This window comes from Kocuria himachalensis (assembly GCF_054784195.1).
The window spans coordinates 3,296-29,984 of the sequence record NZ_BAAGPL010000008.1; the positions used below are offsets into that span (position 1 = coordinate 3,296).

Sequence of the window (26,689 nt, forward strand, 5' to 3'; positions counted from 1 at the left end):
GGGGCGTCGTCTGCTCGATGGTATGGGTTCGGCTTAGTTGCTGCGGCGGGTGCGGATCAGTGCCGTGAGCCCGGCGGCCAGGCCGAGCAGCCCGGCGATGAGCCCGGCCCAAGCGAGGGCACTGCCACCGCTGGGGGACGTGGCAGCCGTCTGCTCGGCCGCGGTGGCCGGCTCCTCGGTGGTGCCGTGGCCTGTGGTCTCGGGGGCGGTGATGGTCAGCGACGGGGAGGGGTGTTTTGGTTCCTCTCCGGTGTCGGGGGTGGGCTGGTCCCAGGCCACGGTGCGCCCATCGGTGTAGGTCTGGGCCACTGGCAGCAGGATCTGCTGGCCTTCTTCCTCCGGCAGCGGGCCGACGGAGATGGTGAAGGTCTGGAATTCACCGGGGTCGATCACGTGGTCCTCATCGGCGGTCCAGGTGATGGTGGAGGCCGCCTCGGTGATCGCTCCTTCTCCGACGGTGGCCGGGGAGGGCAGCTTCTTCTCGGTGACCTCGGCGGTCCAGCCCTCCATGGGCTTGGTGCGTACCGAGGCGAAGGGAGTGTCCTCGGGCAGGGTCAGCTGGAGCTTGTTGGTGGCGGCGGTGTCGGACTCGGTGGGCACCGAGAAGGTGATCTGGGTGTAGCCCCCGGCCGCGGTGGACGTCGCATTGGCCGTGACATGGGCGGCGGCCGGGGACAGGCCCAGGACCGTGACACCGGCCGCGGCCGTCAGGATGGTGGCGCCCTTGGTCAGGCGCACGGAAATCGTGGGGTTCGTCATGGGATGGGTGCCTTTCATCGCACACCGCCGTAGTCGCAGCGGCGCTGGGAAAACGTCAAGGGTCCTCGGATCGGGGCGATGCAGGGGACCCCAGGCGTCATGCCCGGCTGTCCATCCGCAGCACCCCCGCGGTCGGAGGTCCGCGCACCCGGTCTCGGCGCAGCCCGCGCCACACCAGCCCCGGCCGCTCCGCCGCCGGGGCCCACAACTGCGGGGCCACCGACAGCAGGCGGGTAGGGCGAGCCGGGCAGAGCAGAGGCCGCAACCACTCCCGCACCAGCCACACGGCCGTCTCGACCTGGGTGAGCACCACAGCGGTGGCCAGCACCGCCAGCAAGTGCCCGATCAGCATGGCCACCCCCTGGCCTGTGGCCACGTGATGGCTCGTCTCCAACCCCGTCCCGCCCGGGCAAGCAGAAACCGCCCCCACACCGTGGTGAGGGCCGCGATGGCCGGTAACCGGGGCGCAGACGGGGGCGACGGCGAACCGGAGGAATGCCTCGTGCAGGACCAGCTGGGTTGCTCCCAGAAGCACCAGCAGACGTCCCAGGGTCAGTCGGCGCCGGACCGCCCAGGCCACCGGCCCCAGCACCCCCACGCCCAGCCCGATCAGCACGATCCGGGATGGAAGGATGCCCCCGCCGGCCAGGTGCCCCACGGAGGCCAAGGCCAGGACGAGGGGGGTGACCAGCACAGTCCGCGCCACAGGCAACGGAGCACGCTGATCCATCTGCTGCTCCCCCCATGCTCGTCCGTAGGACCTGGTCCAGGTAGAACCCCGTAGTGATCCCGCCCCCTGAATCTACCGGCCGCGTCACCGACCGGCTGAACCCGGTGGATCCGCGTTGGGGCCCACCTGTCGTGTGCCATGGAGTCGGCCCGGGCTAGGGTTCAGCCCATGCAGTTCACCCGCACCGGGACCACGGCCGGGCCACGACTCGTGCGAACACGAGGGCCCCACCGGGCCCTGCCGGCGCTGCTCACGTCCTGGGTCGTGCTGCTGCTCACCGTGCTGGGAGCCCCGGCGGCGGTGGCGCACACCGAGCTCACCACCACCACACCGGCCCAGGGCCAGGTGCTGGGCCAGGCCCCGGCCGACATCACGTTGGCCTTCAACGAGCCCATCGGGGCCTCGCCCGAAACCGTCCAGGTGTACGCCCCCACCGGAGAGGCGGTGCCCGTGGATGTCGAGGCTCTGAACACCACCGTGACGCTCACCCCGGGAGCATCCCTGGGGACGGGCACGCACACGGTGATGTGGGAGGTGGCCTCCGCCGACGGCCACCCCGTCACCGGGTCCTTCACCTTCTCGGTCATAGCCCCCAGCACGACCACTGCCCAACCGCCAGAAAGCGATCCTGCGCCCCAGGCGGCGATCGCGGCTCAGACCGTGACCTACCTCGGGGTCTTCGGCGCGACCGGCCTGGTGGTGTTCGAGCTCCTCTTCCTCACCGCCGGCCCTGGTACGGCCCTGCGCACTCGAGGCCGGCTGCACCGCCTGACCCACCTGGCCGCCGTAATAGCAACCGTGGGCGCGGTGTTCTCGACTCTGGCCACCCGCGGGCAGGACGCCGCTCTTCCGGGTCTCCTGACCGACCCGACCCTGGTCGCAGCCCTGACCGTGGCAGGGGTGCTGACCGCCGTGGTGGCGGTTCCTCGGGCCACCACGGGTCCACGGGCGCGCCCGGCCCGCACCGTGGCCCTGGCCGGTGTGGGGGTGGCCGCGGTGTCCCTGGTGCTCACCGGGCACCCCCGCAGCGCCGAGGCGGGATGGTTGGTGATCCCCGCCGATGCGGTGCACGTGGCCGCCGGCATCACTTGGGTCGGTGGGCTGCTAGGGTTGACCGTCCTCCTGGCACGGGCCTCCGACACCCCGGTCGGGCAGGCCACCACAACCCTGGTCCGGTTCTCGACCGCAGCCGCGTGGGTGGTCCTGGCTCTGGCCCTCACGGGAACGGTCCTGATCTGGGGCATCCTCGGCGACCTGCAGGCACTGGTGGCCACCGGCTACGGCCAAGTACTGCTGATCAAACTCGCCGTCGTCGTATTCATCGTTCTCGCCGCGTCCTGGAACCGCTTCATACTTCTCCCACGCGTGCTCGCCGGCGACGACTCCCAGGCCATCGCGTCCTTACGCTCGACCATCCAGGGCGAGGCCGTGGTGCTGGGACTGATCTTGCTCATCACAGGCATCCTCACCAATCTGAGCCCTTAGGAGGCTCATCACAGGTGGGGTGCAGGCGTGGTCCGGATGTGCCGGTCCTCAGCAGTCCGCTGTCCGGCACGGAGCGACTCCACCACGGCCCACCGACTCCCTTCAGATCCCTGCGAGGCGGCGTACTGCAACCAGACCCTCCGGGGTGCCCGACCAGTGTCGTTCCAGTGCCTGCGGGCCGGCGGAGCGCGCCAGGCCACGTTCTGCCGCCTGGGCGAGTTGCGCCAGCTCGGCCGGATCCTGCTCCGTCGCGTCGTCGACGTCCTGGCCTACTTCGATCGGCCCCCACCTCCAACGGTCCTACCAAGGCCATGAACGGCCACCTCCAGCGCCTCCGCGGGTCCGTCCCAGGTGCCGGGATCTCACCCACGGAATCACCACATCGCCGCAGGAGACCCGCGGCTTGCGATCGCACCTTCCCCCTGAACAGCGAAGAACCGCTTTACCTGTGGCCGGTTAGGGGTGCCCGGTGAAGACATCGAGTTGGTACCGCCGTGAACCGGCATCAGCCCTGGTCTCTCTCTGCGCACCACGTCGTCACTGGGGTGGGTAGACGAACTCATGGTGGACGACCGTCACAGGTGGAAGCGCTGTGCGCGTCCGGACGTGGCCATGAGGGTGGCGCCGCACCCGCGCTTGCGGGTGGTCTGCATGCAGTTCGCCGAAGGTGGGTTCTTCGTTCCCACCGTGGAGGGTCCAGCCTCGGGACTCGGTCCACTGGGGCGGACCCATCCCGTAGCGGTTGCGGGAACCGGAGGTCCGGTTGGCAGCGTCCCCGGTTCCGCGGTCGGGAGAGAAGAACTTCAGTGCTCCCTGAAAGGTCCGTCCCAATTCGGTGATGCCCGGAAGACGACCGCCATGCGCCGACGTTGTACTCGGTGACGGCCGCGGAGATGGCATCCGACGGACGGACACCTACGGAACTGACACCGGACGACGCCACGAAGGAGAAATCACCAGAATGTCCCAGACCCACCCCCGCCCCAACGCCTCCGCGATTGCCTCCACGACCTCCATCGACTACCGGGTGCTGCGCACCGTGCCGACCTACGCCCAGGCGCAGGAGTTCGTCGACGCCCTGTCGGACGCCGAGTTCCCGGTCGAGCATGTGCGGATCGTCGGCACCGGCCTGCGTTCGGTGGAGCAGGTCACCGGACGGATGACCAACGGCAGGGCCGCCCTCTACGGTGCCGGGACCGGTGCGTGGTTGGGTCTGATGATTGGTCTGCTGTTCGGGATCTTCACCCTGGGCGCCTGGCTGCCTGTGGTGCTGTGGAGCGTGGTCCTGGGCGCGGTCTGGGGCCTGGTCCTCGGGCTGATCGGGCACGCGCTCACCGGCGGGAAGCGTGACTTCCGCAGCATCCAAGGCTTCGAGGCCGACGCCTACGACCTCCTGGTCGAGGCCGAGTACGCCGGCATGGCCGACGCCAAGCTGCCCGCCCAACCTGCGGCCTGATCCATGTCCGGGGCGGTGAGCGACGCACAGCACCGCCGGCCCACCTCTGACCGGTCTCAGCTGACCGGGCGGGTCTCCTCGCCCGGTGTCCTGGCGCCACACCACAACACGAAGTCCAGGAAGTAGGAGAAACGTGAGCCACGCCCTGATCGGCAGCGCTCTGATGACAGGGGACCAGGTGCGACCTGTCGACCCGGAGGAACGGCGGCGCCCCGGAGGCCTGGCGGGGCGCCGAGGCCGGATCATCGTGCTGCTGGGTACTGACGGGGCGGGCAAGACCACCATCGCCGCAGCGCTGGTGGCCGCGGAACAGGCGGCGGGACGGCCGGCGATCCTGTTGCGCAACCGCTCGGGGCGCCGCTGGCTGTCCCGTACCGCGGCGCGCTGCGGGCTGGCCGTGCCCATCCGGTGGGTGGACCGGGTCGAGACCGTGGTGCGCACCGCCAATGTCCTGGTCGCCCGGGCCCGGGGCCGGCACCGGGAAGGTCTGGTGGTGATGGACCGCCACCTGGTCTGCCAGCTGGTGCTGCGCCGGGTTCGGGGCCTGCCACCGGGCCGGGTGCTCCCGTGGCTGGCAGCCTGGGTTCTCCGCGGTGTCATCGTGATCGTCCTCGACGTGCCGGCCGAGACCGCCCAGGCGCGAATCCTCACCCGCGGAGAGGACGACGAGCCGCTGGAGTACCTGCGCGCAGCCCGGAGCGCCTACCTGGAACTGGCCCAGGACCACGGCTGGGCCCTCGTCGACGCCACCGGGGTGCCGGAGGCGGTCATCGACCGGGTCGCCCAAGCAGCCCGGCTCTGACGAAACCGCAGATCCCGGCCGTGCCAGCCTGGACTGGCTGACTTGTCTGCCACCACAGCCCCACTGGCGCAGCGCCTGTCGTGGCTGCTCAACGGCCAGTCGAACCGCCGGGTGCCGATCGAGGACGCCGCCGGCCGGATCGCTGCCTTCGTCGACGGCAACATCCTCGTGCCGGCCGCCCCGATCGCGCTGCACCCCGACGATCTGACCGGTCCCCAGGCAGCGGCCTACGTGGTGGGCACCGGCGTGTCGACGTTCGTGGCCCATGTGCTGGCCGAGTCCGTCGGTACCCGCGTGCGGACCGGCCAGCCACTCACGGCCGCGCAACCGCGTCACGAGCTGCGCGACGGCCTGCCCATTGTCTCGGCCACCACGCTCCCGGCGCTGCTGATAGGAGCGGCCCTGCTGGGCTGGCTGGTCCAGCCCGTGGCCTCGGCCGCGGCGATCGGGGTGACCGTGCTGCGACTGACCGCGCTGGGGCGGGTCGTCGGGCGTCTGCGGGGCCGGCGCGCCTCGCCGCGCACCTTCCTCTCCGGGGTGCTGCTGGCGCTGGCCGGGATCGGCGCCGCCGCCCTCAAATGGTGGCTCGCACACTGACCAGACCCCGACAACGCTTGCTGAAGTGCCCCCTCAGCCCGATGCCCTGGGTCTGCCGGTTCGACCACGGGCAGCGAAGCCGAGAGCAGGCTCCGCCCCTTCGGCTTTACCTATGGCGAACTGGGGACGGGGCGTCTTGCGGCGAGGGCCCGGAGCTGGACGCGCAGATCCTCCTGTCCGAGCGAGATGCCCGAGGACTGAGCTCAGCCTCCGTGCCGGTCGTGAGTGCGTGGTCCGGGAGCACGTCGGTGACGGCGGGCACGGCCGCAGCTCCGGGGCGCCGGAAGCAGCGGGTGGGTCCGTCTGAGACCGCCGGGACCTCTCGAGCTGGAGCCTGCCGGGGTCCTCAGGCGGCGGGCTCCAGGTGGACGTCGTCGAAGGTGACGGTCACCGGCTCCAGCAGGGTCAGCTCCTCGAGGCTCTCCCCGTGCCGGGTGAACTCCGGCGGCTGCAGAGTGGCCCGCAGGGTGTAGTCGCCCTCGGTGGGGATGCTGAAGTTGTTGGCGTAGTGGAAGAACTCCGCGTGGAAGAACATCAGCTCCTTCTCATCCACGACCTCTCCGGTGTCGTCGAGGACCTCCAGGCGGATCGGCACATCGGGCACGATGCGGCCGGTGGCGGCTTCGATCGGGATGATCTCCAGGTGGTGGGTCTCTCCGATCGCGGGTTCGCGCCGGGTCGGGTCCCCAGCGGTGGTCTCGAACCAGGGTTCGGCCGGTTCGACGATGTAGGCGACCTCCCAGTCCCCCGAGGTGGTGCGTCCGCCCTCGGCCTCGACCTCTTCGGCCAGGGTGGCGTACTGGGCGGCGACCCCCTCGGGCACCTCACCGGTCGAAGGGGCGTCTGTGGCTTCCGGGGTGGCAACAGTGGTCCCGGCGGTGGTCTCGGACGTGGGGGCCTGGGATGCGTCGGTGCCGCAGCCGGCCAGGAGGAGCGTGGTGAGGATCGCGGTGACGGCGATCGGTCGATTCGGGGACATGGTCATCGTTTCCTTCGTAGAGGGTTGAGCGGGATGGGAGTGCCGATCAGTGCCGACGTCGCGTGAGGGAAGACCAGGTGCGGGTCCGTTGGCGTGCCGGTGGCCCACGGTCCTTGCGGATGAACGGTCTTCAGTGCACCAGCGACCGCTCGTCGTCGTCGGAAGCGAGGGTGCTGTGGTGGCGGTCCAGGTAGGTCTGGGCCTCGTGGCGGGGTGCGGGGCACAGGGCGGTGGTCCAGCCGAAGGGCACCGGGCAGTCAGCCGGCCAGAGGCAGGGGTGGCCGTGGTTGTCGATCACCACGCGGACCTCCGCCTGCAGGTCATCGAAAGGATTCATGGTGCTCCTAGGGATCGGGCTGGAAACTTTCCGGAAGGACAGGGGCCGCCACGACGAACCAGCGGGAAAGCCGTGCCGTGGGCGAGGCTGTCCTCGCAGGGGTGCAGGGCAACCAGACAGTGGTGCCCGATGCGGTGGCCGTCATCGCGTTGTGATCTGGCCGGGGGTGGTCCTGCTGGCAACGCGCGTGATGGGTTGCGCTCGCGTCCCGGGACGATGCCGGCGTAGACGGAACGGAAGGACGGTGCCCGTGGTGGACTCAGCGGCGATGGTGACGTGCTGGGTGCTGGCGGTCGGCTGTGTCGTCGTGGCCCTAGCGTGGTCGTACTCCGGGGTGGTGCGCCGGGCGGGGGAGGAGCTGGGAATGCGGCGGCGCACGGTGGCGGTGACAGGGGCGGCCTTCGGGTGCGCCGGGGCGGTGTTGATGTTCCGCACGCTGCTGGACTGATCCTCCGCTGTGCCGGTGGTCGTCCAGGAGCGCTGCCCGGCGCGCAGCCGCGGGAGGTCCTCCGCCTCGGTCCGCAGCGCAGGCCCGGGCACGGCGAAACTCACCGGCTGTGACGGGTGACCGGTGTGCCCCTCCCAGGCGTGTCGGGTGAGGGCCTCCAGCGCGGCTGCGTCGGTGATCTGGGCGTCGGTGAGATCCACGACCACCCGGGTGACCGGCGTCAGCACCACGGCCGGGCGGATCAGGGGATGCAGGGCGGTCTGGGTGTCCACGGTGAGCAGGCCGGTGACGACCAGGCGCACGTGCTTGCCGTCCAGGTCGGTCACCGTGACCACGGAAATCTTCGGCGATCCCATGGTGGCTCCTTTCGGTAGGCCTGTTGGGGTCCTCGATCGCGGCTGAACGACAGCGAGGGCGCGCCGGGTGGCGAGGATCGGCGCACCCCGGCTGCTGCTCAGCCGCGATCGGGCGGCAGCCGGATCAGGGCAGCTGCGGGTCGACCCCGTAGTGCTCGGCCAGCTGAGTGATCACTTCGTGGGCTCCTTGGATGCTCACGGAGGCCACGAAGGTCTGATCGTCCACCGGCAGGACCTCGCCCTCGAGCCGATCCCACAGCGGGTTCGTGGTGAAGCGATCCTCCTGCTCGCGGGAGGCCTCGCCCTCGGCGCCGTCCGGGGCCCAGGTGCTGACCATGACGAGCCCGGCGTCGGCGTCGAGGATCTGCTCCTGGGACAGGGGCACGAAGATCTCCTCGGTGGTGTCGGGTGCCCCGGCGGGGCGGGGGATGCCCATGTCGGCCATGATCTCTCCGATGAAGGAGCCGGTGGAATACAGGCGCGCGGTGTCCTCGCCGGCGAAGCGCAGCAGCGAGTAGGTGGCCTGGGGGTCCTGCTCCAGGATCGCCTCGCCCACGGCGGCGGCGCGTGCCTCGTAGTCGGCGACCTCCTGCTCGGCCTGCTCCTGCTTGCCCAGTGCCTCTCCGAGCAGCACCACGTTCTCCTTCCAGGTGGGTCCCGTGGACTCGGAGAACACCGTGGGGGCGATCTTGGCCAGCTGCGGGTAGAGGGCTTCCTGGCGGACCTTGGCCGAGATGATGAGGTCCGGGTCCAGCCCGGCGATCTGCTCCAGGTTCGGCTCGGCGATGGTGCCCACGTTCACGGCCTCGGCGGTCTCCGCCGAGACATCGCCCAGGTAGTCGGCGAACGGGTCTTCCGGGTCCTGCCGGTACTCGGCATAGCCGACCAGCTCGGCGTCCAGCAGCAGGGCGGCGTCGACGTAGCTGGGGTCCAGAGCGACCACCCGCTGGGGCTGCTCCTCGATGACGGTCCGGCCCATGGCGTGGGTCATCGTCAGCGGGTACCCGGCCGTATCGCCGGACACGGCTGCCTCCGGTCCGGCGGAGGAAGCCGTGTCCGACATGGATTCCGAGGGGGAGCCACAGGCGGTGAGGGCGAACAGGGACAGGCCGAGAGCGGCCGCACAGAGAGTCTTCGCGCAGGTCATGGGTGGGGAACTTTCGGTCGAGCGGATCGTGCGAGAGGTGGTGAGGTGAGGCTTGCCTCACCTCGCTGTGGCAGACTGTAGCAGTCCCACGAAGATTAGCGAACGTTTCCCTGACCTAATCGCGGCCGACCTGATGGAGGTGGCATGGCCCACTCCCTGGCGCCTTCGCCTGCCCCTGTATCCGTTCCGTCTGCGGTACGACGCCTGACGCGGACACAGTGGCTGGTGATCGGTCTCGTGGCTGTCCTGGCAGCGGTGGCCCTGAGCGTGTGCATCGGGGGGCGGCCCTCCACCCTGGCCGAGGCATGGCATGCCATGGTCACGCCTTCGGGCACGGTGATGGATGTGACCATCCGGGAACTGCGGTGGCCGCGCACCGTCACCGCGGTGGTGGTCGGGATGTGCCTGGGGGTGGCCGGGGTGCTGGTCCAGGGGCACACCCGCAACCCGATCGCCGATCCGGGGCTGCTGGGCATCAATCAGGGGGCAGCCTTGGCGATCGTGGCCGTCACCGCCCTCGTGGGGACCGTGGCCCCGCTGACCCAGGCGCTGCTGGCCTTCGCCGGGGCGCTGGTGGCGGTGGTGGTGGTCTTCGTCATCGGCTCCGCCGCCCGGAACGGGGCCACCCCGATCACCCTGGTCCTGGCCGGAGCGGCCGTCAGTGCCCTGTGCACAGGGCTCGTGTCGGGGATCGTGCTGCTCAACGACCAGGCCCTGGACACCCTGCGGTTCTGGCAGGTCGGCTCGGTGGCGGTCCGAAACGGCTCCCTGGAGATCCTGACGCCCTTTCTGGCCCTGGGTCTGGTGCTTGCCGTGCTCAACATCGGGGCCCTGAACGCCCTGTCCCTGGGAGAGGACACCGCCCGTTCCCTGGGGGTGTCGGTGCTGGGCGCGCGGGCGACCGGGATCGCGGCGATCACCCTGCTGGCCGGGGCCGCGGTCACCCTGGCCGGGCCGATCGCCTTCGCCGGACTGCTCGTCCCGCACCTGGCCCGGGCGACGGTCGGGACCGACTACCGGTGGCTCCTCCCGGCCGGCGCCCTGACCGGTGCGGTGCTGCTGCTCGTGGCCGACATCGCCGGGCGCGTCATCGCCCGCCCGGGAGAACTGTCGGTCGGGGTGGTGCTGGCCGCGGTCGGGGCCCCCTTCTTCGTCCACCTGGCCCGGCGGAAGAAGCTGGCCACCGTATGACCCCGCCCCCCACCACGCCCCTCGCCGAGGCCGGAGGCAGAACCGCCCACGGGACCGCCCCGACCGCCACCGCGCCACCGGTGGCGAACTCGCTCCGCTCAGTGCGGGCCCTGCGGGCCGGACCCGTCTCGTTCCGGGTCGACCCCCGGTCCCTGGTGGTCGGGTTCCTGCTGCTCGTGGCCGTGGCCACGACCGCTGCCGCGCACCTGGCCCTCGGCGGCACCCCCATCCCGTACGCGCACGTGCTGGCGGCCCTGAGCGGGGGCACCACGGAGACCTCCGTGCACCTGGCGGTCACCGAGTTCCGGGCCCCGCGCATGGTCGCCGCGATCCTGGTCGGGGCCTGCCTGGCCGCCGCCGGGGCCATCACCCAGACGGTCGCACGCAACCCCCTGGCCAGCCCCGACGTCCTCGGGGTCACCGCCGGGGCCTCGGCCGGGGCGGTGGCCGTGCTGATCCTGGCCGACGGCGGGGCCGCCGGACTGAGCGGGCCGGCCGCGACCGTGGGGATGCCCGCGGCGGCCTTCACCGCCGGGCTGGTGAGCGGGGTGGCGGCCTACCTGTTGGCCTACCGCAACGGGATCGACAGCTACCGGCTGATCCTGGTGGGCCTGGGGATCTCCGGGTTCACCACCGCGATCACCACCTGGATGCTGACCCTGGGCGACGTCACCAGTGCGGCCCAGACGCTGACCTGGATGATGGGCTCGCTCAACGGCAAGGACTGGGCCCTCGTACGGCCCATGGCCGCCGTCGCGGCCCTGCTGCTGGGTGCCGCGGTGCTGTCCGGGCGGTGGCTGCTGCTGGCCGCCCTGGGCGAGGACACCGCCATCGGGCTGGGGCTGCGCCTGGGCAGGATCCGGGTCCTGTCCCTGAGTCTGGCGGTGCTGCTGGCCGCGGTCGCCACCGTCGTGGGCGGCCCGCTGGTGTTCGTGGCCCTGGCCGCCCCGCAGATCGCCTGCCTGCTCACCCGTCGCCCAGTGCCCCCGGTGACGGTCTCTGCCCTGGCCGGAGCGGTGTTCGTGCTGGTGGCCGACACCGCCGCCGCCAACCTGCTCACCGTGCCGCTGCCGGCGGGGGTGGCCACCGCCGTGCTGGGGGCCCCGTACCTCATCTACCTCGTCATCCGATCCCAACGGAGACCCCGATGAGCTCACCGACCCGTACTGGCGCAAGCCGGCTCCAGGCCCGGGAGCTGTCTCTGGGCTACGACGGGAACACCGTCGTCGAGGACCTGTCCCTGGCGATCCCCGACGGGGACATCACCACGATCATCGGCCCCAACGGGTGCGGGAAGTCCACGCTGCTGCGCGGCCTGGCCCGCCTGCTGCGCCCACTGAACGGCACCGTCACCCTGGACGGGGTGCCCCTCACCCGGTTGTCCACGCGGAGCATCGCCCAACAGCTGGCTCTGCTGCCCCAAGCCCACACCGCCCCGGAGGGCCTGACCGTGGCCGACCTCGTCTCCCGGGGCCGGCACCCGAGGCAGCGCTGGTACCAACAGTTCTCCCACACCGACGAGCACGCCGTGCACCGGGCGCTGGAGGCCACCGGCATCACCGGGTTGGCCGACACCCCTGTCGATGAACTCTCGGGCGGGCAGAGCCAGCGGGCCTGGATCTCCATGACGCTCGTACAGGACACGGACATCGTGCTGCTGGACGAGCCCACCACCTACCTGGACCTGGCCCACCAGGTGGAGATCCTCGAGCTGATCCACCGCCTCAACCGGGACCTGGGCCGCACCGTGGTGATGGTGCTGCACGACATCTCCCTGGCCGCCCGGTTCTCCGACCACATCGTGGCCATGACCGCCGGGCACATCATCGCCCAAGGAGCCCCCGAGGAGATCGTCACCGAGGACCTGCTGGCCGAGGTCTTCGGGCTGCGGGCGCGCATCGTGCCTGAACCGCTCACCGGTCGACCCCACGTGATCCCCCTGGCCCGGATCACCGTGACCGGCTGAGCAGCCCACCCCCCCCCGCCGACGAAAAAGGGGCAGCGGATTGAAGCAGGAAAAAATGCGCTATCCATTGCTCCTGGTCAGGCGCATCCTGGAAGGGCCCGACCAGGTCGGGGCAGCAGGTCCCGGCCCCTGGATCCTCCTGGAGGAGAAGTCATGGCCACCACCGAGTTCGTTCCCGTCTCCGACTGCACCGTGGGGCAGTGCTCGTTCAACCACGACCACGAGTGCACGGCCCACGCGATCACCGTGACCGGCAGCTCCGGCCACGCGCACTGCGGCACGTTCATCTCGCTGGGCCCGGACGGCGGCCTGCCCACCGTCCACGCCGAGGTCGGCGCCTGCCAGCGCAACGAGTGCGTGCACAACTCCCACCTGATGTGCACCGCCCACGACGTGAAGATCGGCGCCGGCGCCGATGAGGCCAACTGCCTGACCTACCAGGCCGCCTGATCGCCATTGCCCCGACAGGGTGGGTCCATGGGCCGACGCCCGGTCGGATACGAAGCGCCACGTCGACCGTCGGTGTCGGTGGAGTTCATGCCCGACCTCCACCGCGAGGCCCCAGCATCATGCGGGTTCGGCCTTGCCTGTGCACGAGATGGCCCGTTCCCCGGCCAGTGCCGGCGGTGAGCTACAGGGCGGCGGTACCGGAGACGACGACCTCGGCTCGTCCGCCGACCCAGATCCGGTCGCCCTCGATGCTGATGTGGACGCGACCGCGTCGGCCCATGGTGGTTCCCTGGGCGGCGAGGTACGGCGTGGTCGCGTCCCCTCGGGCCAGGAGCCACTGGGCGGCGGCGGCGTTGAGACTGCCGGTCACCGGGTCCTCCCGCAGGGGCTCGGCTCCTTCGGTGAAGAACGCGCGCAGCTCGAAGCCGGCTTCCTCATCCGCACCGTGCGGCCCGATCACGCCGATGTCCCACCGGCCCGGATGCGCCGAGGCATCGGGGCGCAGTCCCAGGGCGGTGTCGGCGCTGTCGAGCAGGACCCCGACCCAGCCCGGCCCGTTGTCGAGCCACTCCGCGTCCACGACCTTCTCCGGCGCCACACCCAGGATCTCGATCACGGCAGTGAGCATGCCGGTGTCGACGGGGCCGGACCGGATCCGCGGCGGGGCGGCAAAGGCGAGCCGATCACCGTCGACGCGCACGGGCACCAGGCCCGCACCGCACTCCTGCACCACCATCCCCGGGGTCCCCGGTCGGCCTCCGGCATCCAGCCACGCCCGGGCGGTGCCCAGAGTGGGATGCCCGGCGAAGGGCAGCTCGAGGCTGAGGCTGAAGATGCGCACACGGTAATCAGCACCGGGGGTGGTGGGCGGGAGCACGAAGGTGCACTCGGACAGGTTCGACCACACGGAGAACCGTCGCAACGTCTCGTCGTCGAGATCCTGCGCGTCGAGCACCACCGCCACCGGGTTGCCGGTGCACGAGTCGTCGCCGAACACATCGACCTGACGAAATCTCCGACTCATACTGCCGAAGCTTAGACGATGCACTAAGCAAGGCAATATATTGCACTCATGGATCAGGGCACGACGACTCTCGCGGCGGCCATCGGCGCCCGGATGAAACAGCAGCGGCAGTCCAAGCGCTGGACGCTGGACCAGTTGGCCGAGGTCGCCGGGGTCAGCCGCCGGATGCTGGTCAACGTGGAGCAGGGCGCGGCCAACCCCAGTGTGGGGACCTTGCTGCGGATCAGCGACGCCCTGGGCATCGGACTGCCCGCGCTGGTCGAGCTGCCCGAGACGGCATCGTTGAAGGTCACCCGGTACGGCGAGGGGGCGGCCCTGTGGATCGGAGAGGCCGGCGGCCGGGGGGTCCTCGTGGCCGGGACCGCACCACCGGACGTGGTGGAGCTGTGGGACTGGCACCTGAGTCCAGGTGACCGGCACAGCAGTGAGGCCCACACCCGGGGCACCAAGGAGCTGCTGCAGGTCCAGCAGGGGACGATCACCCTCGAGGTCGCCGAGCAGTCGATCACCCTCGAGGCCGGTGATGCGGTCTCCTTCCCCGGCGACGTCGCCCACGCCTACGCCAATCCGAGCGCCGAGCCGGCCCGGTTCTCCCTGACCGTCTTCGAGCCGGGCGTGGGCTCGGGACACCACTCGGAGGTCTCCGATGACTGAGCCGAGCGTGCTGGAGCAGGTCCTCGCCGGGGCCCGGATCGAGGACGAGGCCTTCGCGCTGCGACCGGACTACCGCGCTGTGCTGCTGGCCGTCGACGGGCTCGACGCCGGCACGACACCCGATACAGGAGCCTGATCCGATGTTCACCGGCTTGAGCGCTTTTCCCCTCACCCCGCTGGCCGACGACGCCGTGGACGAGGCGGCTTTCACCGGCCTGGTCCGGCGGCTCGCGGCCGCACGGGTCGACTCCATCACCGCCCTGGGCTCCACCGGCTCCTACGCCTACCTCAGTACCGAAGAACGGGCCCGCGTCGCTCACCTGGCGGTCGAGCACGCCGGGGACATCCCGGTGTTCATCGGGATCGGAGCGCTGCGCACCTCCCACGTCCTCACCCACCTCGAGCACGCCCAGGAAGCCGGGGCCTCCGCGGTGCTGCTGGCACCGATGACGTACCAGCCCCTGACCGACGACGACGTCCTCGCGCTCTTCGACACCGTCACGGCGCACTCCTCGGTGCCGGTGATCGTCTACGACAACCCGGGCACCACCCACGTCACCTTCACCACCGAGCTCTACGGACGCATCGGGCAGCTGCCCGGCATCGCCTCCCTCAAGATCCCCGGCGTGCCCGCCGACCCGCAGGAGGCCAGGACGCGGGTCGAGGAGATTCGTGCGGTGCTCCCGCAGCACGTGAGCATCGGGATCTCCGGGGACGCCACGGCGGCCGCCGGGATGGCCGCCGGGTGCGATGCCTGGTACTCGGTCCTCGCCGGTACGCTGCCGGGCCCGGCACTGCGCATCACCCGGGCCGCCCTGGACGGGAGGGTCGACGAGGCGGAGGCCGAGTCCGGGCGGTTGGCGCCACTGTGGGGGCTGTTCGCCGAGTTCGGGAGTCTGCGGGTCGTGGCCGCCGTCGCCGAATGCCTGGACCTGGTCCCCCAGGCGTGCCTGCCGCTGCCCCTCCACGGGCTCAACGACGAACAGCGCGCGCAGGTGGCTCGGATCGTCGATGACCTCGGACTCGACCGGCAACGCTGACCCCGGGCCTTCCGCGGATGACGGGCGCCGGGGCGCGGGATCGGCGCGCCCCGTGTTCGCCGCGACCGTGGACGTGCCCACCCCGGCCCGAGCACTGCACCTGATGGTCACGCGTGGCCCGCTGCGCCGCACCCGGGGGCTCACCGTGAGGCTCGCGTTCTCCGTCGCCGCGCTCCCGATCTACGCGGCGGCCGTCGCCCCGGAGTCGGGCGGGGCCTCGGCGGCAGGCACCTCGGTGGAGGGACGTGCCGCACCAGAACGCTGTTCCGTGCGGTCTTCCCCGGCACCGTTCACGGGGAACCTGGCGTCGGGGTGGCGGGGTGTACTTCGCTCTTGAGCGTGGTGCCGACCGTCCACAGTTCCGGGTCGACCTCGTTGACCAGCACCCGGACGGAGGACAGCGGGGCGTCGAGCGTGCGGGAGACCGTCCTGGCGACCTCGCGCAGGCAGTCCTGGACGATGGCGCGGTCGCGGCCGGCGACCATGTTGATGGTGACGAAGGGCATGGTGTCTCCGTTCTGCAGGCTCTGTCGGAACCAGCGGTATGGGCGTCGAGGGTGGTGCGGGTCCGTTGCCCGGCCGGTCCGACCGGTGACGGTGAAGGACCACGCCGATGGATCGGGCGGGTGCCACCTCGCAGGGCTGACACCCGGGGAGCCGCACCTGTTCCGGTCGGCGGCGACCGGGGTGGGATGTGGCCTCAGGCGGTGGGCGTGGCCGGGAGCCGAGCGGTGGACTGGCGCGGAATGAGAGTGGGAGTGACCACTCGGCGCGGCTCGCCGAGTGCGCCGGTGCGCTGCTGGGTGAGCAGCTCCACGGCGTTGGCGGCGATCTGGTCGAAGGGCACGCGGACAGTGGTCAGGGCCACGGGCAGCCGAGCTGAGACGGGGATGTCGTTGTAGCCGACCACCGACAGATCCTCGGGCACTGACAGCCCCGCGGCCTGGGCGGCGGCCAGCACCCCGATGGCAGTGTTGTCGTTGACGGCGAAGATCGCAGTGGGCCGGTCCGTGCCGGCCAGGACGGTCCGGGCGACGAGCTCTCCGGAGTCCATCCCGAAGGTCGACTCGTGGACGAGGTGGTCGAGCCCGGTCAGGCCGGCCTCGGCCATGGCGCGGCGGTAGCCGGCCTGTCGGGCCACGGCCGTGGAGGCGTAGGAGGGCCCGGCGACCAGGGCGATGTTCCGGTGGCCCAGGTCCAGCAGGTGCCGGGTGGCCAGGTACCCGCCGAGTTCGTCGTCTCCGGTGGCCGAGGGGCTGATGTGGTCGGTGCGCAGGGCCAGCACGTGCGGCACTCCCTGGGCCCGCAGTTGGGCGGCCACGGGGTCATCGAGGCGGGCGGTGGTGAGGATCAGTCCGTCCACGCGCTGACGCAACAGGGTCTCCACGGCGGCTTTCTCGGCCTCGGGGCGGTCCTCGGTGGTGGCGACCATGGCGAAGCCGGCCTGGCGGGCACACGCCCGGGCGACCTCCTCGAAGAACACCGCCATCACGGTGTCGGACAGCCGCGGCACGAGGACCCCGACGGTGCCGGTGTGCTGGCGGCGCAACCCGGAGGCGTAGGCATCCGCCCGGTAGCCCAGCTCGGCGGCCGCCGCGCGCACGCGCTCGGCCGAGGGGGACTTCGAAGGTGGACGGCGGTCGTCGAGCACCCTCGAGACCGTGGAGATGCTCACCCCGGCGACCCGAGCCACGTCACGGATCGTCACGGTGCGCGAGACCGCCTGCTCAGCCATGCCCGTCCTGGTCCATGGCTCGGACGATACCAAAGCCCTGGGCGAGACGGGCCCTGATGGGGGCGCGATCGGCGCGGGCCCATGAGCTGCATCACAAAAAGAGCGGCTGGGGGTGTTGACAGGTGTCATGGCTCACAGCATAGTTGAAAACGTTCCCGCAAACGTTCTCAACCCAGGAGGAACCTCAAATGTCTCTCGATCTCCGCGGCCTCACTCCCGCCCCCGTCACCCCGTTCACCGCCGACATGGAGGTGGACCACGACGCCGTGGCCAACCTGACCCGCTGGCTGGCCTCCGTGCCGGGCGTGAAGGGCCTGGTGTGCCTGGGCCACGCCGGGGAGGGCACCTACCTCACCGCCGAGGAGCAGGTCGACGTCATCCGCACCATGGTCGACGCCGCCGGCGACGTCCCGATCATCGCCGGCATCACCGGGGAGGGCGACAAGGTCGCCGGCCTCGAGGCGGCCCGGGCGGCCGAGGCCGGGGCGAAGGCCGGCCTGGTCTACCCCTCCCACGGCTGGCTGCGCTTCGGCTACCAGGACGGCGCCCCGCAGGAGCGCTACCGGATCATCCACGAGGAGTCCGACCTGCCGCTGATCCTCTTCCAGTACCCCGATGCCACCAAGGCCACCTACAACCTCAGGACCCAGCTCGAGATCGCCGCCCAGCCCGGGGTGTTCGCCACCAAGAACGGGGTGCGCAACATGCGCCGCTGGGACACCGAGATCCCCGTGCTGCGCAAGGAGAGCCCGGAGCTGCAGATCCTCACCTGCCACGACGAGTACCTGCTGCACACCATGTTCGACGTCGACGGCGCCCTGGTCGGCTACGGGGGGCTCGCCCCGGAGCCGCTGATCGAGCTCATCGCCGCGGGCAAGGCCAAGGACTACGCGGCGGCCCGGGAGCTGCACGACAAGCTGCTGCCGGTCACCAAGGCCGTCTACCACCGCGGTTCCCACATGGAGGGCACCGTGGCGCTGAAGATGGGCCTGGTCGAGCGAGGGGTGCTGCCCAACGCCGTGGTCCGTCCGCCGCTGCTGCCCCTGGCCGAGGGTGCGCGCGAGGAGATCTCCTCCGCCCTCACCTCCGCCGGGCTCATCGGTGACAATGCCCAGTACACGACCACGAAGGCCTTCCAGGCCTCCAGCGTGGTGTGATTTCCCGACCGGGACGGTGGAGAACGACGATGACCAACATGACTGCTCGATCCAAGAAGTCCGCGCACCGGGCCACTCACGAGGTGGCCGGCTCCGAGACCCCCGCACTCGGCACTGAACCCCCCGCCCGACCCACCCGCCGTTCACGGCTGCTGGGCGCACTGGCCCTGATGGGCCCGGGGTTCATCGTCGGGGCCTGGCAGTTCGGCCCGGGCAACCTGACCTCGGCAGTCCAGGCCGGCAGCCTCCACGGCTACGACCTGATCTGGGTGATCGCCGTCTCCACCGTCCTGATGCTGGGCTTCACCGACATGAGCGTGCGGATCGCCCTGGCCTCCGACCGTTCCCTGATCCAGATGATCAAGAGGCGCCTCGGCAAGGCGACCGGGGTGGCCGCCGGCATCGGGGTCTTCCTGATCACCCTCATGTTCTCCGTGGGCAACGCCGTGGGTTCCGGGCTGGGGATGTCGATGGTCTTCGGCGGCTCCCCGACGCTGTGGACCCTGGCCTGCACCGTGCTGGTGGGCGTGGTGGCCTGGGCGCCGAACTACTACAAGGTGTTCGAGCGCGGGCTGCTGGCGATCATCGCGCTGATGGCCGCCGGGTTCCTCGCCTCGGCGCTGCTCACCCAGCCCGACTGGGTCGAGGTGTCCGACGGGTTCATCCCGTCCCTGCCGCCCGGAGCGGGGATGCTGCTGGTGGCCCTGGTCGGCACCAACTTCTCGATCAACGCCGCCTTCTACACCGGCTACGCCTCCCGGGAGCGGGGCCTGCGTCCCGAGCAGTACAAGGCCACCACCTTGGCCGACACCATTCCCGGCATCGTCGCCCCGGGCATCATGACCATCCTGGTCATCGTGGTCGCGGCCACCGCCCTGCAGGCCACCGGCGGCACCGCCGCCACCCTGGCGGATCTGTCCAGGGTCCTGGAGCCACTGGCGGGACCGGTCGGCACGACCGTCTTCGGTCTCGGGTTCACGGGGGCGGCGTTCTCCTCGATGATCGCCAACGCCACCGCCGGTGGCACCCTCATCTCGGACACGCTGGGCTGGGGCAACAAGCTGGACCGGCACCGGGTGAAGGCCATGATCTGCGTGGTGCTGGCCTTCGGCCTGGCAGTGACCCTGCTCGCCCAGGGTTCCCCGATCCAGCTGATCATCACCGCCCAGGCGCTGACCGTGATCGTCGCTCCGCTGCTGGGCATCCTGCTGCTGATCATGGCCACCCGCCGCGACGTGATGGGCAGATACGTCAACCGCTGGTGGCAGACCGCCCTGGGCCTGCTCGGCCTGGCCGCGATCCTGGCCACCTGCTACCGGCTCCTGACCGCACTGCTCGGCTGATCTGCACCTCCGGCCCGCACGAAACGCAGGGGGCGGGAACCACACCAGTGGTTCCCGCCCCCTGCCGTCGGCTCCGCAGCACCGGGAACGCTCGCCCTGCAAGGCCCCAGTGATTCACGAGACGCCATGATGATCCCGCCCCCCCAGGACGACCCGGCCAACCGGCCCCGAACCGCGAGAAGGGGCACACCATGAGTGGAGTCGAGCTCGTCATCATCGCCGGGGTCGTCGTCGCGGCGGCCTGCCTGCAGGGGGCGATCGGGTTCGGACCGGGAGTGCTGGCGGCCCCTGCGATCGCTCTGGTCGATCCATCGCTGCTGCCGGGATCCATCGTGCTGCTCGCCGCCGGCGTCACCGTTCTCGGCGTGGTCCGGGACCGCGCAGCCATCGACCTGCCCGGCGCAGGGTGGGCGCCGCTCGGAAGGGTCCCCGGCACGGTGATCGGTGCCGCACTGGTGGCCCTCCTGCCCGCCCGCGGATCGGCGTTGATGCTGGCCGGCACGGTGCTGCTGGGTGTCCTGCTGAGCCTCTGCGGCTGGCGTCCCACGCCCCGTCCCGTCACCGTCGCCGGCGCGGCGTCCGGGGCGCTCGGGACCGCCACAGCCATCGGGGGCCTGCCCATGGCACTGGTGTGGCAGGGCTCCTCCACCGCACAGCTGCGCGGCACCATGAGCGCGTTCTTCCTCGTCGGGGCGCTCATGTCCCTGGTCGGCCTCGCCGCGGTGGGGGCCCTGGATCAGCGCATCCTGCGCTTCGCCGCGATCCTCACCCCGGCGAGGATCCTGGGGTTCGCGCTGTCGGGGCCGGTCAACCAGCGCCTGAACCGGCAGCGAGTGCGCCGCGTGGCACTGTCAGCCTCCGCACCGGGGGCCGCTCTCGTGCTGTGGCAGTCCCTGTAGGACCTGGAGCGTCCGCTCCTCCCACCCGATCACCCCGGTCACCGGCAGCCTGTGGCGCCCGTAAGGGATCGCCGGGCCACGGACGGACACCGACAACACCCGGCGCTCCAGGGTCATCAGCGAACGGGGCGTGCGTACGGCACCGTCAGTGGTGGCTCTCGAGAGTCGGAGCGTCCACGTCGAGCAGGACCAGGTCCCACCCGCCACCGCGACGATCCAGCCGGGCGTCCAGGTTCCGGTCGGCGCTCCTCCACTGGACGGCCTCACCGACGGACTCCACCTGGTACCCGCACTGATCGGCGATCCACACCGACTCCTCGACCGCGCGGACGCGACTGGCGGACCACCGCCCACGACTCCATTCAGCCAGGGACGCCAGAGCCACTCCGGACACCGCGACCAGGAGCCCGGACGGCGCCGGCAGCGCAGGGGAGGTGAAGGACAGGGCCGCGCAGATCACCGCGACGAACATGACCGTCACCGGGTGGTTCCACCACGCCGGGGCGGGGGTGCGCGGGGTGCCCGCCACGCCGGCGAAGACCCGGACCGCCGGGGAGCTCGTTCGGCCCCGACCGTAGCTGTTCAAGGACTGCTTCACACTCACGGAGCTCCTCCGGGCACTGACTGATCGGGATGGCGGACAGCAAGGAGAACGGCGCGCTCCTGGCGCGGAGCCAGTCGCACCGGCACGGGCACGCATCAGCGTCGTGGATCCACCGGTCGAGTCAGTTGCGTGGACGAGGGATTCCGCCGACCGCCGCCCCGACCGCACATGGATCCTTCATGAACCTGTGTACCACCATGGTGAAGAGCAACGCCTGCAGAAGCGCTGTCTCATTGGTCACACCCCCACCGAAGTCCCGGCGACCGGGCGAACGCACCGAGGCGACGTGAGGTCCAGGACCAGGGGCCCGGTCGTCGGACCGCAGCCCACGACACCGGCAGGCAGGAACACCGCGGCCCGGCAGAGCCGCTGGGCACACTGGGCCCCGCTCCGGCGCGGAACGATCCGTCCGCCCGGACTCCGTGGCGCGCTCGCCGGCGGGGTGGGCGCCCCTCACAGGGCGGGTCAAGGACAGCGGCGGCGGGCGCGGCGCTCGTGCACCCCGCGGGCGACGGCGATCAGCTCCCGCGCCGAGGACTCCCACGAGTAGGCCCGGGCCCGTTCGAGCCCGTCCAGCACCTGCGTCCTGGCCCGGGCCGGGTCCTCGAGCGCGCGCACGGCGGCGGCGAACCCGGCGTCGTCGTCGGGCGCGGCGTAGCCGGCGGCGCCCCCGGTGACCTCCCGGAATATCGGCAGGTCGCTGCACACCACGGGGGTGCCCGCCGCGAGCGCCTCCACGAGGGGCAGCCCGTAGCCCTCGGCCCGTGAGGCGTGCACCAGGGCGGCGGCCTCGGCGAGCAGGGCGGTGTACTCGGCCTCGTCCACCCCGTCGTGGAACACGACCCGCGCCCCGTCCGGGACGAGGGCCTCCAGCTGGGCGCGGCGGGCGGGGGAGATCCGGGAGAGCAGGTGCAGCTCGTGGTCCGGGAGCCGCCCGGCCGCGCGCAGCAGGGTCTCCACGTTCTTGTAGGGCAGGAAGGAGCCCATGTAGAGCAGCTTCCAGCCGCGCCGGGGCAGCCGCGTCAGCGCCTCCGCAGTGGGGAGCACGGAGCCGGGCTGGGGGGCATTGGGCACCACGTGCACGGGGCGGCGGGTGAGCCGGTGGGCGGCGATGAGCTCACGGGTGGTGTGCGAGACCGTCACCACGGCGTCGGCGCGGTCCAGCAGGACCCGCTGGGGCCACCAGGCCCGGTGGTAGAGCCGCCAGCCCGCGCGCACGGGGGCGGGCAGGTCCGCGGGCGGCTGCGGGTGGTCGTAGTAGATGAGGTCGTGCAGGGTGAGGATCAGCCCGTGCCGGCGGCCCGCGGAGCCCATGGTCTGCATGGGGGAGAACACGACGTCGGGCGCGTACCGGTTGAGCACCAGCGCCGTGGACGCCTCGGCGGCCGACACGGGGGAGGGACCGGTGACGTGGGGGACGTCCGGCAGCAGGGCGAGCTGGCGGGGATCGCTGACGAGCAGGGCCACGTCCAGCCCGGGGGTCCCGTCGGCGAGACCGGCCACGGCCTCGGCCAGGCTCGCCCCGTAGCGGCTGATCCCGTCGTGGCGGTCGAGACGGGTGTAGCGGGCGTCCAGGAGCAGTCTCACCGGCGGCGTCCTCGTCGGTGATCCTGGCGTCCGCGGCGCACGATGCGCTGCAGCCCGGTGAACGGGGCGGTGTCGGGGGCGGGGGGGTCGGCGGGCGGCGCCTGCGCGTGCAGCGCGGGCGGCGGCCCGTCCGGTCCGGGGACCGTTCCGGGGAGCGGCTCGGGGGCGGGGGAGGAGAGGAACTCGTGGACCAGCTCGGCGGTGCGCCCGGGGGCCTCGTAGTGGATGAGGTGGCCCACGTCGTCGAGGACCTCGAGCCGGTGGCGGGGGATCCAGGAGGCCATGGTCCGCTGCGTGGGGAGCGAGCCCAGCTCGTCCTGCGCGCCCACGACCAGCAGGGTCGGCATGGTCAGCTGCATCGCGACCTCCGCGACGGTGTGCGAGATCGAGGCCTCGTAGGCCTCCAGCAGCACGTCCCGGTCCGCGAAGGCCGAGAAGTACGCGCGGTGCTGGTGGCGGACGTAGCCGCGGACCCGAGGGTCCTGGGACTTGGTCATGACCCGGCTCATCGCGTCCGTGACGGACCAGCTGGAGAGCAGCCGGCGGCCCAGCCGCCGGGGCAGGACCCGGCCCAGCCGGTAGTAGCCCACCGTCAGACGGCTCAGCAGCGCCTGCCCGCCCTCCAGCGCGGGCTCGCAGATCGGGTTGACGAGCACCAGCCGCTCGACCATCGCCGGGTGGGCGGCGGCGAAGTGCGCGGCAATCACGGAGCCGAAGGAGTGGCCCAGGACGGCGGCACCGTGCGGGGCGCCGTCGTGCACCGCGCCGTCGGTGAGACTCTCCACGAAGCCGCGCAGGAAGTCCGCGTACCCGGCGATGTCGTGGGGCCGGTCCGGGAAGGGCTCGGAGCGGCCGAAGCCGGGCAGGTCGGGGACGACGACGTGGTAGCGCTCGCGGAGCCGGTCGGCGATCAGCTGCAGGCCGTGGTGGTCGCCGCGAAAGCCGTGGACCAGCACGAGGAGGGGCTTGGGGGCCCGGTCGACGTCGTAGAACCAGTAGCGCACCTTGTGCCCGTCCAGGACCATGCTGCGCCGCTCGGCCCAGGGGTTCTGCACCGCGCTGCCGGGCACGTCGGCGTCCTGCCCCGTGCCGGTGGTCGCGCCGCCGTCCGGTGCGCCGGCCGCAGCCGCCATGGTCCCTCCCTGCGGGCCCGCCGGACGCCCGGTGCGTCCCGTCCCGGCCCGCTGTCGATGCTAGCGCCTGCGGGCCGGGGCGCCGGGCGGCCCTGGGCTAGGATGGGACGGATTCCACCACCGTCGGCGCACCGCCGGGCATCCGTGATGCCCGGGTGCCGCCCACGCGACCGCGCGCCGCCCGTTCCGAGGGCCGGCGGCGGTCCACCACCGCGAAGGCGAGGACCGTGACCGAACAGCAGCACACGACCGAGACCACCGGGTACGACTTCCGCGCCATCGAGGCGGCGTGGCCGTCGTTCTGGGCGGAGCAGCAGGTCTACGCGCCCGTCGACGACGGCTCGCGGGAGCGCCGCTACGTGCTGGACATGTTCCCGTACCCCTCGGGCGACCTGCACATGGGGCACGCGGAGGCCTTCGCGATGGGCGACGTGGTGGCCCGGTACTGGCGCCAGCGCGGCTACGACGTGCTGCACCCGATCGGCTGGGACTCCTTCGGGCTGCCGGCGGAGAACGCGGCGATCAAGCGCGACGCCCACCCGGCGGAGTGGACCTACGCCAACATTGCGACGCAGAAGGCCTCCTTCCAGCGCTACGCGATCAGCGCGGACTGGTCCCGGGAGATCCACACCTCCGATCCCGAGTACTACCGGTGGACGCAGTGGCTGTTCCTGCAGTTCCACCGCAAGGGCCTGGCGTACCGGAAGAACTCGCCGGTCAACTGGTGCCCCAAGGACCAGACGGTGCTCGCCAACGAGCAGGTCGTCAACGGGGCGTGCGAGCGCTGCCACACCCCGGTGACGAAGAAGGCCCTGAACCAGTGGTACTTCAAGATCACCGACTACGCCGACCGGCTGCTCGAGGACATGGCCGCGCTCGAGGGGCACTGGCCCGAGCGCGTGCTGGCCATGCAGCGCAACTGGATCGGGCGCTCCGAGGGCGCCCACGTGCGCTTCGCCATCGAGGGCGCCGGCGCGGGCGGGACGGACCGCGAGGTCACCGTGTTCACGACCCGCCCCGACACCCTCTACGGCGCCACGTTCTTCGTGGTCGCCGCGGACGCGGAGCTGGCCGGGGAGATCGTCGCCCCGGAGCACGCCGCGGAGCTGGCCGCCTACCGCGAGCAGGTCAAGGCGCTGTCCGACATCGAGCGCCAGGCCACCGACCGGCAGAAGACCGGGGTGTTCCTGGGCCGCCACGCCGTCAACCCGCTCAACGGCGAGAAGCTGCCCGTGTGGGCCGCGGACTACGTGCTGGCCGACTACGGCACCGGCGCGATCATGGCCGTGCCCGCCCACGACCAGCGCGACCTCGACTTCGCCCGCACCTTCGGCCTGCCCGTGCGCGCCGTGCTGGACACCGGGGAGGAGGACCCCGCCGTCACCGGGACCGCCACCACGAGCGAGGGCATCCTGATCAACTCCGGCGAGCTGTCCGGGCTGGAGAAGACCGAGGCCGTCGAGCGCGCCATCGGCCTGGTCGAGGCCGCCGGCACCGGCAACCGCCAGGTCAACTTCCGGCTGCGCGACTGGCTGCTGTCCCGGCAGCGCTTCTGGGGCGCCCCGATCCCGATCGTGCACTGCGGTGCCTGCGGCGAGGTCCCGGTGCCGGAGGAGCAGCTGCCGGTGCGGCTGCCCGACGACCTGCGCGGGGAGCAGCTGGCCCCCAAGGGCCAGTCGCCCCTCGCCGCGGTCGAGTCATGGGTGCACGTCAACTGCCCGTCCTGCGACGGCCCCGCCCTGCGGGACACCGACACCATGGACACCTTCGTGGACTCCTCCTGGTACTACCTGCGCTTCGTCTCCCCGAACGACGAGGACGCCGCGTTCGACCTCGAGGAGACCCGCAAGTGGCTGCCGGTGGACCAGTACGTGGGCGGCGTGGAGCACGCGATCCTGCACCTGCTCTACTCGCGGTTCTTCACCAAGGTGCTCTTCGACCTGGGGCTCGTGGACTTCACCGAGCCGTTCAAGGCGCTGCTGAACCAGGGCCAGGTGCTCAACGGGGGCCGGGCCATGTCCAAGTCCCTGGGCAACGGCGTGGACCTGGGCGAGCAGCTCGACCGGTTCGGCGTGGACGCCGTGCGCCTGACCATGGTCTTCGCCTCCCCGCCCGAGGACGACGTGGACTGGGCCGACGTCTCCCCGCAGGGCTCCCAGAAGTTCCTGGCCCGGGCCTGGCGCCTGGCCCAGGACGTGGCCTGCGCCCCCGGGGCCGACCCTGCCGCCGGGGACCTGTCCGTGCGGCGGGCGACCCACCGGGCCGTCGACGACGCCGCCCAGCTGCTCGACGCCGCGAAGTTCAACGTGGTGATCGCCAAGACCATGGAGCTGGTCAACGTGGTCCGCAAGGCCATCGACTCCGGCTGCGGGCCCGCCGACCCCGCCGTGCGCGAGGCCGTCGAGGCCGTCGCGGTCCTGCTGTCGCTGGTCGCCCCGTACACGGCCGAGGACATGTGGCACGCGCTGGGGCACGAAGGCTCCGTCGTCGTCGCCGGCTGGCCCGCGGTCGACCCGGAGCTGCTGGTGGACGACACCGTCACCGCCGTGGTGCAGATCAAGGGCAAGGTCCGGGATCGGCTCGAGGTGCCCGCCGACATCGGCGAGGACGCCCTGCGCGAGCTGGCCCTGGGCTCGGAGACGATCCGCCGCCAGCTCGGTGACGCCGAGATCCGCAAGGTGATCGTGCGCGCGCCCAAGCTCGTCAACATCGTGGCCTGAGCCGGCGCTCCGGCAGCAGGGAGCACGACGACGACGCTCCGCCGCCCCCGGCTCCGGCGACCGGCCCGGCCCCCGGCTCCGGCGACCGGC

The 26,689-nt window shown here is 71.6% G+C and carries 27 protein-coding genes and 1 pseudogene; 16 read left to right on the forward strand and 12 right to left on the reverse strand.

What is annotated here, in order from left to right; all coding sequences use genetic code 11:
• Positions 1-33: 33 nt before the first annotated feature.
• Positions 34-759 (reverse strand): YcnI family copper-binding membrane protein, encoded by a 726-nt coding sequence (locus ACYVM4_RS05500; protein WP_460667907.1) that lies wholly within the window; start codon positions 757-759, stop codon positions 34-36.
• 97 nt (positions 760-856) lie between these two features.
• Positions 857-1,453 carry a hypothetical protein gene (locus ACYVM4_RS05505; protein ID WP_460667908.1) on the reverse strand — a complete coding sequence of 199 codons (597 nt, stop codon included), beginning with the start codon at positions 1,451-1,453 and terminating at the stop codon, positions 857-859.
• A gap of 204 nt (positions 1,454-1,657) precedes the next feature.
• On the opposite strand from ACYVM4_RS05505, the gene ACYVM4_RS05510 reads away from it, so the two are divergent.
• The 5 genes and pseudogenes from ACYVM4_RS05510 (at position 1,658) to ACYVM4_RS05530 (ending at position 5,829) form a co-directional block, all read left to right on the forward strand.
• Positions 1,658-2,974, forward strand: a complete 1,317-nt coding sequence (locus ACYVM4_RS05510) for a copper resistance CopC/CopD family protein (protein WP_460667909.1) — start codon at positions 1,658-1,660, stop codon at positions 2,972-2,974.
• A gap of 210 nt (positions 2,975-3,184) precedes the next feature.
• Positions 3,185-3,434 (forward strand): annotated as a pseudogene (locus ACYVM4_RS05515) (ISL3 family transposase); the annotation flags it as partial.
• Between the two features lie 501 nt (positions 3,435-3,935).
• Positions 3,936-4,430, forward strand: a complete 495-nt coding sequence (locus ACYVM4_RS05520) for a YflT domain-containing protein (protein WP_368819622.1) — start codon at positions 3,936-3,938, stop codon at positions 4,428-4,430.
• 133 nt (positions 4,431-4,563) lie between these two features.
• Positions 4,564-5,232 carry a dTMP kinase gene (locus ACYVM4_RS05525; protein WP_368819623.1) on the forward strand — a complete coding sequence of 223 codons (669 nt, stop codon included), beginning with the start codon at positions 4,564-4,566 and terminating at the stop codon, positions 5,230-5,232.
• Positions 5,233-5,274: 42 nt separating this feature from the next.
• Entirely contained in the window at positions 5,275-5,829 is a 555-nt protein-coding gene (locus ACYVM4_RS05530) for a hypothetical protein (RefSeq protein ID WP_460667910.1), read from the forward strand.
• A gap of 346 nt (positions 5,830-6,175) precedes the next feature.
• Here the strand turns inward: ACYVM4_RS05530 and ACYVM4_RS05535 are convergent, their stop codons facing one another.
• The 4 genes from ACYVM4_RS05535 to ACYVM4_RS05550 form a co-directional block, all read right to left on the reverse strand.
• On the reverse strand, positions 6,176-6,808 hold the full coding sequence (locus ACYVM4_RS05535) for an iron transporter (protein ID WP_460667911.1): 633 nt from the start codon (positions 6,806-6,808) through the stop codon (positions 6,176-6,178).
• Between the two features lie 130 nt (positions 6,809-6,938).
• Complete coding sequence (locus tag ACYVM4_RS05540; RefSeq protein WP_368819626.1) at positions 6,939-7,145, reverse strand: MbtH family NRPS accessory protein; 207 nt, start codon at positions 7,143-7,145, stop codon at positions 6,939-6,941.
• Positions 7,146-7,286: 141 nt separating this feature from the next.
• Positions 7,287-7,949 (reverse strand): hypothetical protein, encoded by a 663-nt coding sequence (locus tag ACYVM4_RS05545; RefSeq protein ID WP_460667912.1) that lies wholly within the window; start codon positions 7,947-7,949, stop codon positions 7,287-7,289.
• 124 nt (positions 7,950-8,073) lie between these two features.
• On the reverse strand, positions 8,074-8,973 hold the full coding sequence (locus ACYVM4_RS05550; protein ID WP_460667913.1) for an ABC transporter substrate-binding protein: 900 nt from the start codon (positions 8,971-8,973) through the stop codon (positions 8,074-8,076).
• Between the two features lie 360 nt (positions 8,974-9,333).
• Between ACYVM4_RS05550 and ACYVM4_RS05555 the strand changes: the two genes are divergently transcribed.
• The 4 genes from ACYVM4_RS05555 to ACYVM4_RS05570 all read left to right on the forward strand — a co-directional run bounded on the left by ACYVM4_RS05555 (position 9,334) and on the right by ACYVM4_RS05570 (position 12,703).
• A complete protein-coding gene (locus tag ACYVM4_RS05555) occupies positions 9,334-10,287 on the forward strand; it encodes a FecCD family ABC transporter permease (protein ID WP_460667914.1) in 954 nt (317 codons plus the stop codon).
• Positions 10,284-11,438 carry a FecCD family ABC transporter permease gene (locus tag ACYVM4_RS05560; RefSeq protein ID WP_460667915.1) on the forward strand — a complete coding sequence of 385 codons (1,155 nt, stop codon included), beginning with the start codon at positions 10,284-10,286 and terminating at the stop codon, positions 11,436-11,438. Before ACYVM4_RS05555 ends, ACYVM4_RS05560 begins: the two co-directional genes overlap by 4 nt.
• On the forward strand, positions 11,435-12,253 hold the full coding sequence (locus ACYVM4_RS05565) for an ABC transporter ATP-binding protein (protein WP_460667916.1): 819 nt from the start codon (positions 11,435-11,437) through the stop codon (positions 12,251-12,253). The genes ACYVM4_RS05560 and ACYVM4_RS05565 overlap by 4 nt, the downstream gene beginning before the upstream one ends.
• Before the next feature lie 153 nt (positions 12,254-12,406).
• Positions 12,407-12,703, forward strand: a complete 297-nt coding sequence (locus tag ACYVM4_RS05570; protein WP_460667917.1) for a DUF1540 domain-containing protein — start codon at positions 12,407-12,409, stop codon at positions 12,701-12,703.
• A gap of 181 nt (positions 12,704-12,884) precedes the next feature.
• On the opposite strand, the gene ACYVM4_RS05575 is transcribed toward ACYVM4_RS05570, so the two are convergent.
• A complete protein-coding gene (locus ACYVM4_RS05575; RefSeq protein ID WP_460667918.1) occupies positions 12,885-13,727 on the reverse strand; it encodes a PhzF family phenazine biosynthesis protein in 843 nt (280 codons plus the stop codon).
• Positions 13,728-13,775: 48 nt separating this feature from the next.
• On the opposite strand from ACYVM4_RS05575, the gene ACYVM4_RS05580 reads away from it, so the two are divergent.
• The 3 genes from ACYVM4_RS05580 to ACYVM4_RS05590 are packed head-to-tail and all read left to right on the forward strand — an operon-like array spanning position 13,776 to position 15,421.
• Entirely contained in the window at positions 13,776-14,381 is a 606-nt protein-coding gene (locus ACYVM4_RS05580; protein ID WP_460667919.1) for a helix-turn-helix domain-containing protein, read from the forward strand.
• Positions 14,374-14,517, forward strand: a complete 144-nt coding sequence (locus ACYVM4_RS05585) for a hypothetical protein (RefSeq protein WP_460667920.1) — start codon at positions 14,374-14,376, stop codon at positions 14,515-14,517. Before ACYVM4_RS05580 ends, ACYVM4_RS05585 begins: the two co-directional genes overlap by 8 nt.
• A gap of 4 nt (positions 14,518-14,521) precedes the next feature.
• The gene (locus tag ACYVM4_RS05590; protein WP_460667921.1) at positions 14,522-15,421 is read left to right on the forward strand and encodes a dihydrodipicolinate synthase family protein; all 900 of its coding nucleotides are present in this window, start codon (positions 14,522-14,524) and stop codon (positions 15,419-15,421) included.
• Positions 15,422-15,711: 290 nt separating this feature from the next.
• Here the strand turns inward: ACYVM4_RS05590 and ACYVM4_RS05595 are convergent, their stop codons facing one another.
• Positions 15,712-15,927, reverse strand: a complete 216-nt coding sequence (locus ACYVM4_RS05595; protein WP_460667922.1) for a tautomerase family protein — start codon at positions 15,925-15,927, stop codon at positions 15,712-15,714.
• 194 nt (positions 15,928-16,121) lie between these two features.
• On the reverse strand, positions 16,122-17,156 hold the full coding sequence (locus ACYVM4_RS05600; RefSeq protein ID WP_460667923.1) for a LacI family DNA-binding transcriptional regulator: 1,035 nt from the start codon (positions 17,154-17,156) through the stop codon (positions 16,122-16,124).
• Positions 17,157-17,344: 188 nt separating this feature from the next.
• Between ACYVM4_RS05600 and ACYVM4_RS05605 the strand changes: the two genes are divergently transcribed.
• From ACYVM4_RS05605 to ACYVM4_RS05615, 3 genes are all read left to right on the forward strand, one after another.
• Complete coding sequence (locus ACYVM4_RS05605; RefSeq protein ID WP_368819639.1) at positions 17,345-18,313, forward strand: dihydrodipicolinate synthase family protein; 969 nt, start codon at positions 17,345-17,347, stop codon at positions 18,311-18,313.
• Positions 18,314-18,351: 38 nt separating this feature from the next.
• A complete protein-coding gene (locus tag ACYVM4_RS05610) occupies positions 18,352-19,656 on the forward strand; it encodes an Nramp family divalent metal transporter (protein ID WP_460667924.1) in 1,305 nt (434 codons plus the stop codon).
• Positions 19,657-19,847: 191 nt separating this feature from the next.
• Positions 19,848-20,555, forward strand: coding sequence for a sulfite exporter TauE/SafE family protein (locus ACYVM4_RS05615; protein WP_460667925.1), 708 nt, complete (start codon positions 19,848-19,850; stop codon positions 20,553-20,555).
• Positions 20,556-20,700: 145 nt separating this feature from the next.
• On the opposite strand, the gene ACYVM4_RS05620 is transcribed toward ACYVM4_RS05615, so the two are convergent.
• From ACYVM4_RS05620 to ACYVM4_RS05630, 3 genes are all read right to left on the reverse strand, one after another.
• A complete protein-coding gene (locus ACYVM4_RS05620) occupies positions 20,701-21,159 on the reverse strand; it encodes a hypothetical protein (RefSeq protein ID WP_368819642.1) in 459 nt (152 codons plus the stop codon).
• A 465-nt stretch (positions 21,160-21,624) separates the two neighbouring features.
• Positions 21,625-22,746 (reverse strand): glycosyltransferase family 4 protein, encoded by a 1,122-nt coding sequence (locus ACYVM4_RS05625; RefSeq protein ID WP_460667926.1) that lies wholly within the window; start codon positions 22,744-22,746, stop codon positions 21,625-21,627.
• Positions 22,743-23,879 carry an alpha/beta fold hydrolase gene (locus tag ACYVM4_RS05630; RefSeq protein WP_460667927.1) on the reverse strand — a complete coding sequence of 379 codons (1,137 nt, stop codon included), beginning with the start codon at positions 23,877-23,879 and terminating at the stop codon, positions 22,743-22,745. Before ACYVM4_RS05630 ends, ACYVM4_RS05625 begins: the two co-directional genes overlap by 4 nt.
• Positions 23,880-24,106: 227 nt before the next feature.
• On the opposite strand from ACYVM4_RS05630, the gene leuS reads away from it, so the two are divergent.
• On the forward strand, positions 24,107-26,599 hold the full coding sequence (leuS, locus tag ACYVM4_RS05635) for a leucine--tRNA ligase (RefSeq protein ID WP_460667928.1): 2,493 nt from the start codon (positions 24,107-24,109) through the stop codon (positions 26,597-26,599).
• Positions 26,600-26,689: the final 90 nt, after the last annotated feature.

What these genes read in the sequence shown, in the direction of transcription:
- ACYVM4_RS05580 (WP_460667919.1), top strand. Translation starts at nt 13,776, where the DNA reads ATGGATCAGGGCACGACGACTCTCGCGGCGGCCATCGGCGCCCGGATG.
- ACYVM4_RS05570 (WP_460667917.1), top strand. Translation starts at nt 12,407, where the DNA reads ATGGCCACCACCGAGTTCGTTCCCGTCTCCGACTGCACCGTGGGGCAG.
- ACYVM4_RS05590 (WP_460667921.1), top strand. Translation starts at nt 14,522, where the DNA reads ATGTTCACCGGCTTGAGCGCTTTTCCCCTCACCCCGCTGGCCGACGAC.
- ACYVM4_RS05595 (WP_460667922.1), bottom strand. Translation starts at nt 15,927, where the DNA reads ATGCCCTTCGTCACCATCAACATGGTCGCCGGCCGCGACCGCGCCATC.
- ACYVM4_RS05630 (WP_460667927.1), bottom strand. Translation starts at nt 23,879, where the DNA reads ATGGCGGCTGCGGCCGGCGCACCGGACGGCGGCGCGACCACCGGCACG.
- ACYVM4_RS05535 (WP_460667911.1), bottom strand. Translation starts at nt 6,808, where the DNA reads ATGTCCCCGAATCGACCGATCGCCGTCACCGCGATCCTCACCACGCTC.
- ACYVM4_RS05500 (WP_460667907.1), bottom strand. Translation starts at nt 759, where the DNA reads ATGACGAACCCCACGATTTCCGTGCGCCTGACCAAGGGCGCCACCATC.
- ACYVM4_RS05565 (WP_460667916.1), top strand. Translation starts at nt 11,435, where the DNA reads ATGAGCTCACCGACCCGTACTGGCGCAAGCCGGCTCCAGGCCCGGGAG.
- ACYVM4_RS05575 (WP_460667918.1), bottom strand. Translation starts at nt 13,727, where the DNA reads ATGAGTCGGAGATTTCGTCAGGTCGATGTGTTCGGCGACGACTCGTGC.
- ACYVM4_RS05600 (WP_460667923.1), bottom strand. Translation starts at nt 17,156, where the DNA reads ATGGCTGAGCAGGCGGTCTCGCGCACCGTGACGATCCGTGACGTGGCT.
- ACYVM4_RS05610 (WP_460667924.1), top strand. Translation starts at nt 18,352, where the DNA reads ATGACTGCTCGATCCAAGAAGTCCGCGCACCGGGCCACTCACGAGGTG.
- ACYVM4_RS05510 (WP_460667909.1), top strand. Translation starts at nt 1,658, where the DNA reads ATGCAGTTCACCCGCACCGGGACCACGGCCGGGCCACGACTCGTGCGA.
- ACYVM4_RS05615 (WP_460667925.1), top strand. Translation starts at nt 19,848, where the DNA reads ATGAGTGGAGTCGAGCTCGTCATCATCGCCGGGGTCGTCGTCGCGGCG.
- ACYVM4_RS05585 (WP_460667920.1), top strand. Translation starts at nt 14,374, where the DNA reads ATGACTGAGCCGAGCGTGCTGGAGCAGGTCCTCGCCGGGGCCCGGATC.
- ACYVM4_RS05540 (WP_368819626.1), bottom strand. Translation starts at nt 7,145, where the DNA reads ATGAATCCTTTCGATGACCTGCAGGCGGAGGTCCGCGTGGTGATCGAC.
- ACYVM4_RS05520 (WP_368819622.1), top strand. Translation starts at nt 3,936, where the DNA reads ATGTCCCAGACCCACCCCCGCCCCAACGCCTCCGCGATTGCCTCCACG.
- ACYVM4_RS05605 (WP_368819639.1), top strand. Translation starts at nt 17,345, where the DNA reads ATGTCTCTCGATCTCCGCGGCCTCACTCCCGCCCCCGTCACCCCGTTC.
- ACYVM4_RS05560 (WP_460667915.1), top strand. Translation starts at nt 10,284, where the DNA reads ATGACCCCGCCCCCCACCACGCCCCTCGCCGAGGCCGGAGGCAGAACC.
- ACYVM4_RS05545 (WP_460667912.1), bottom strand. Translation starts at nt 7,949, where the DNA reads ATGGGATCGCCGAAGATTTCCGTGGTCACGGTGACCGACCTGGACGGC.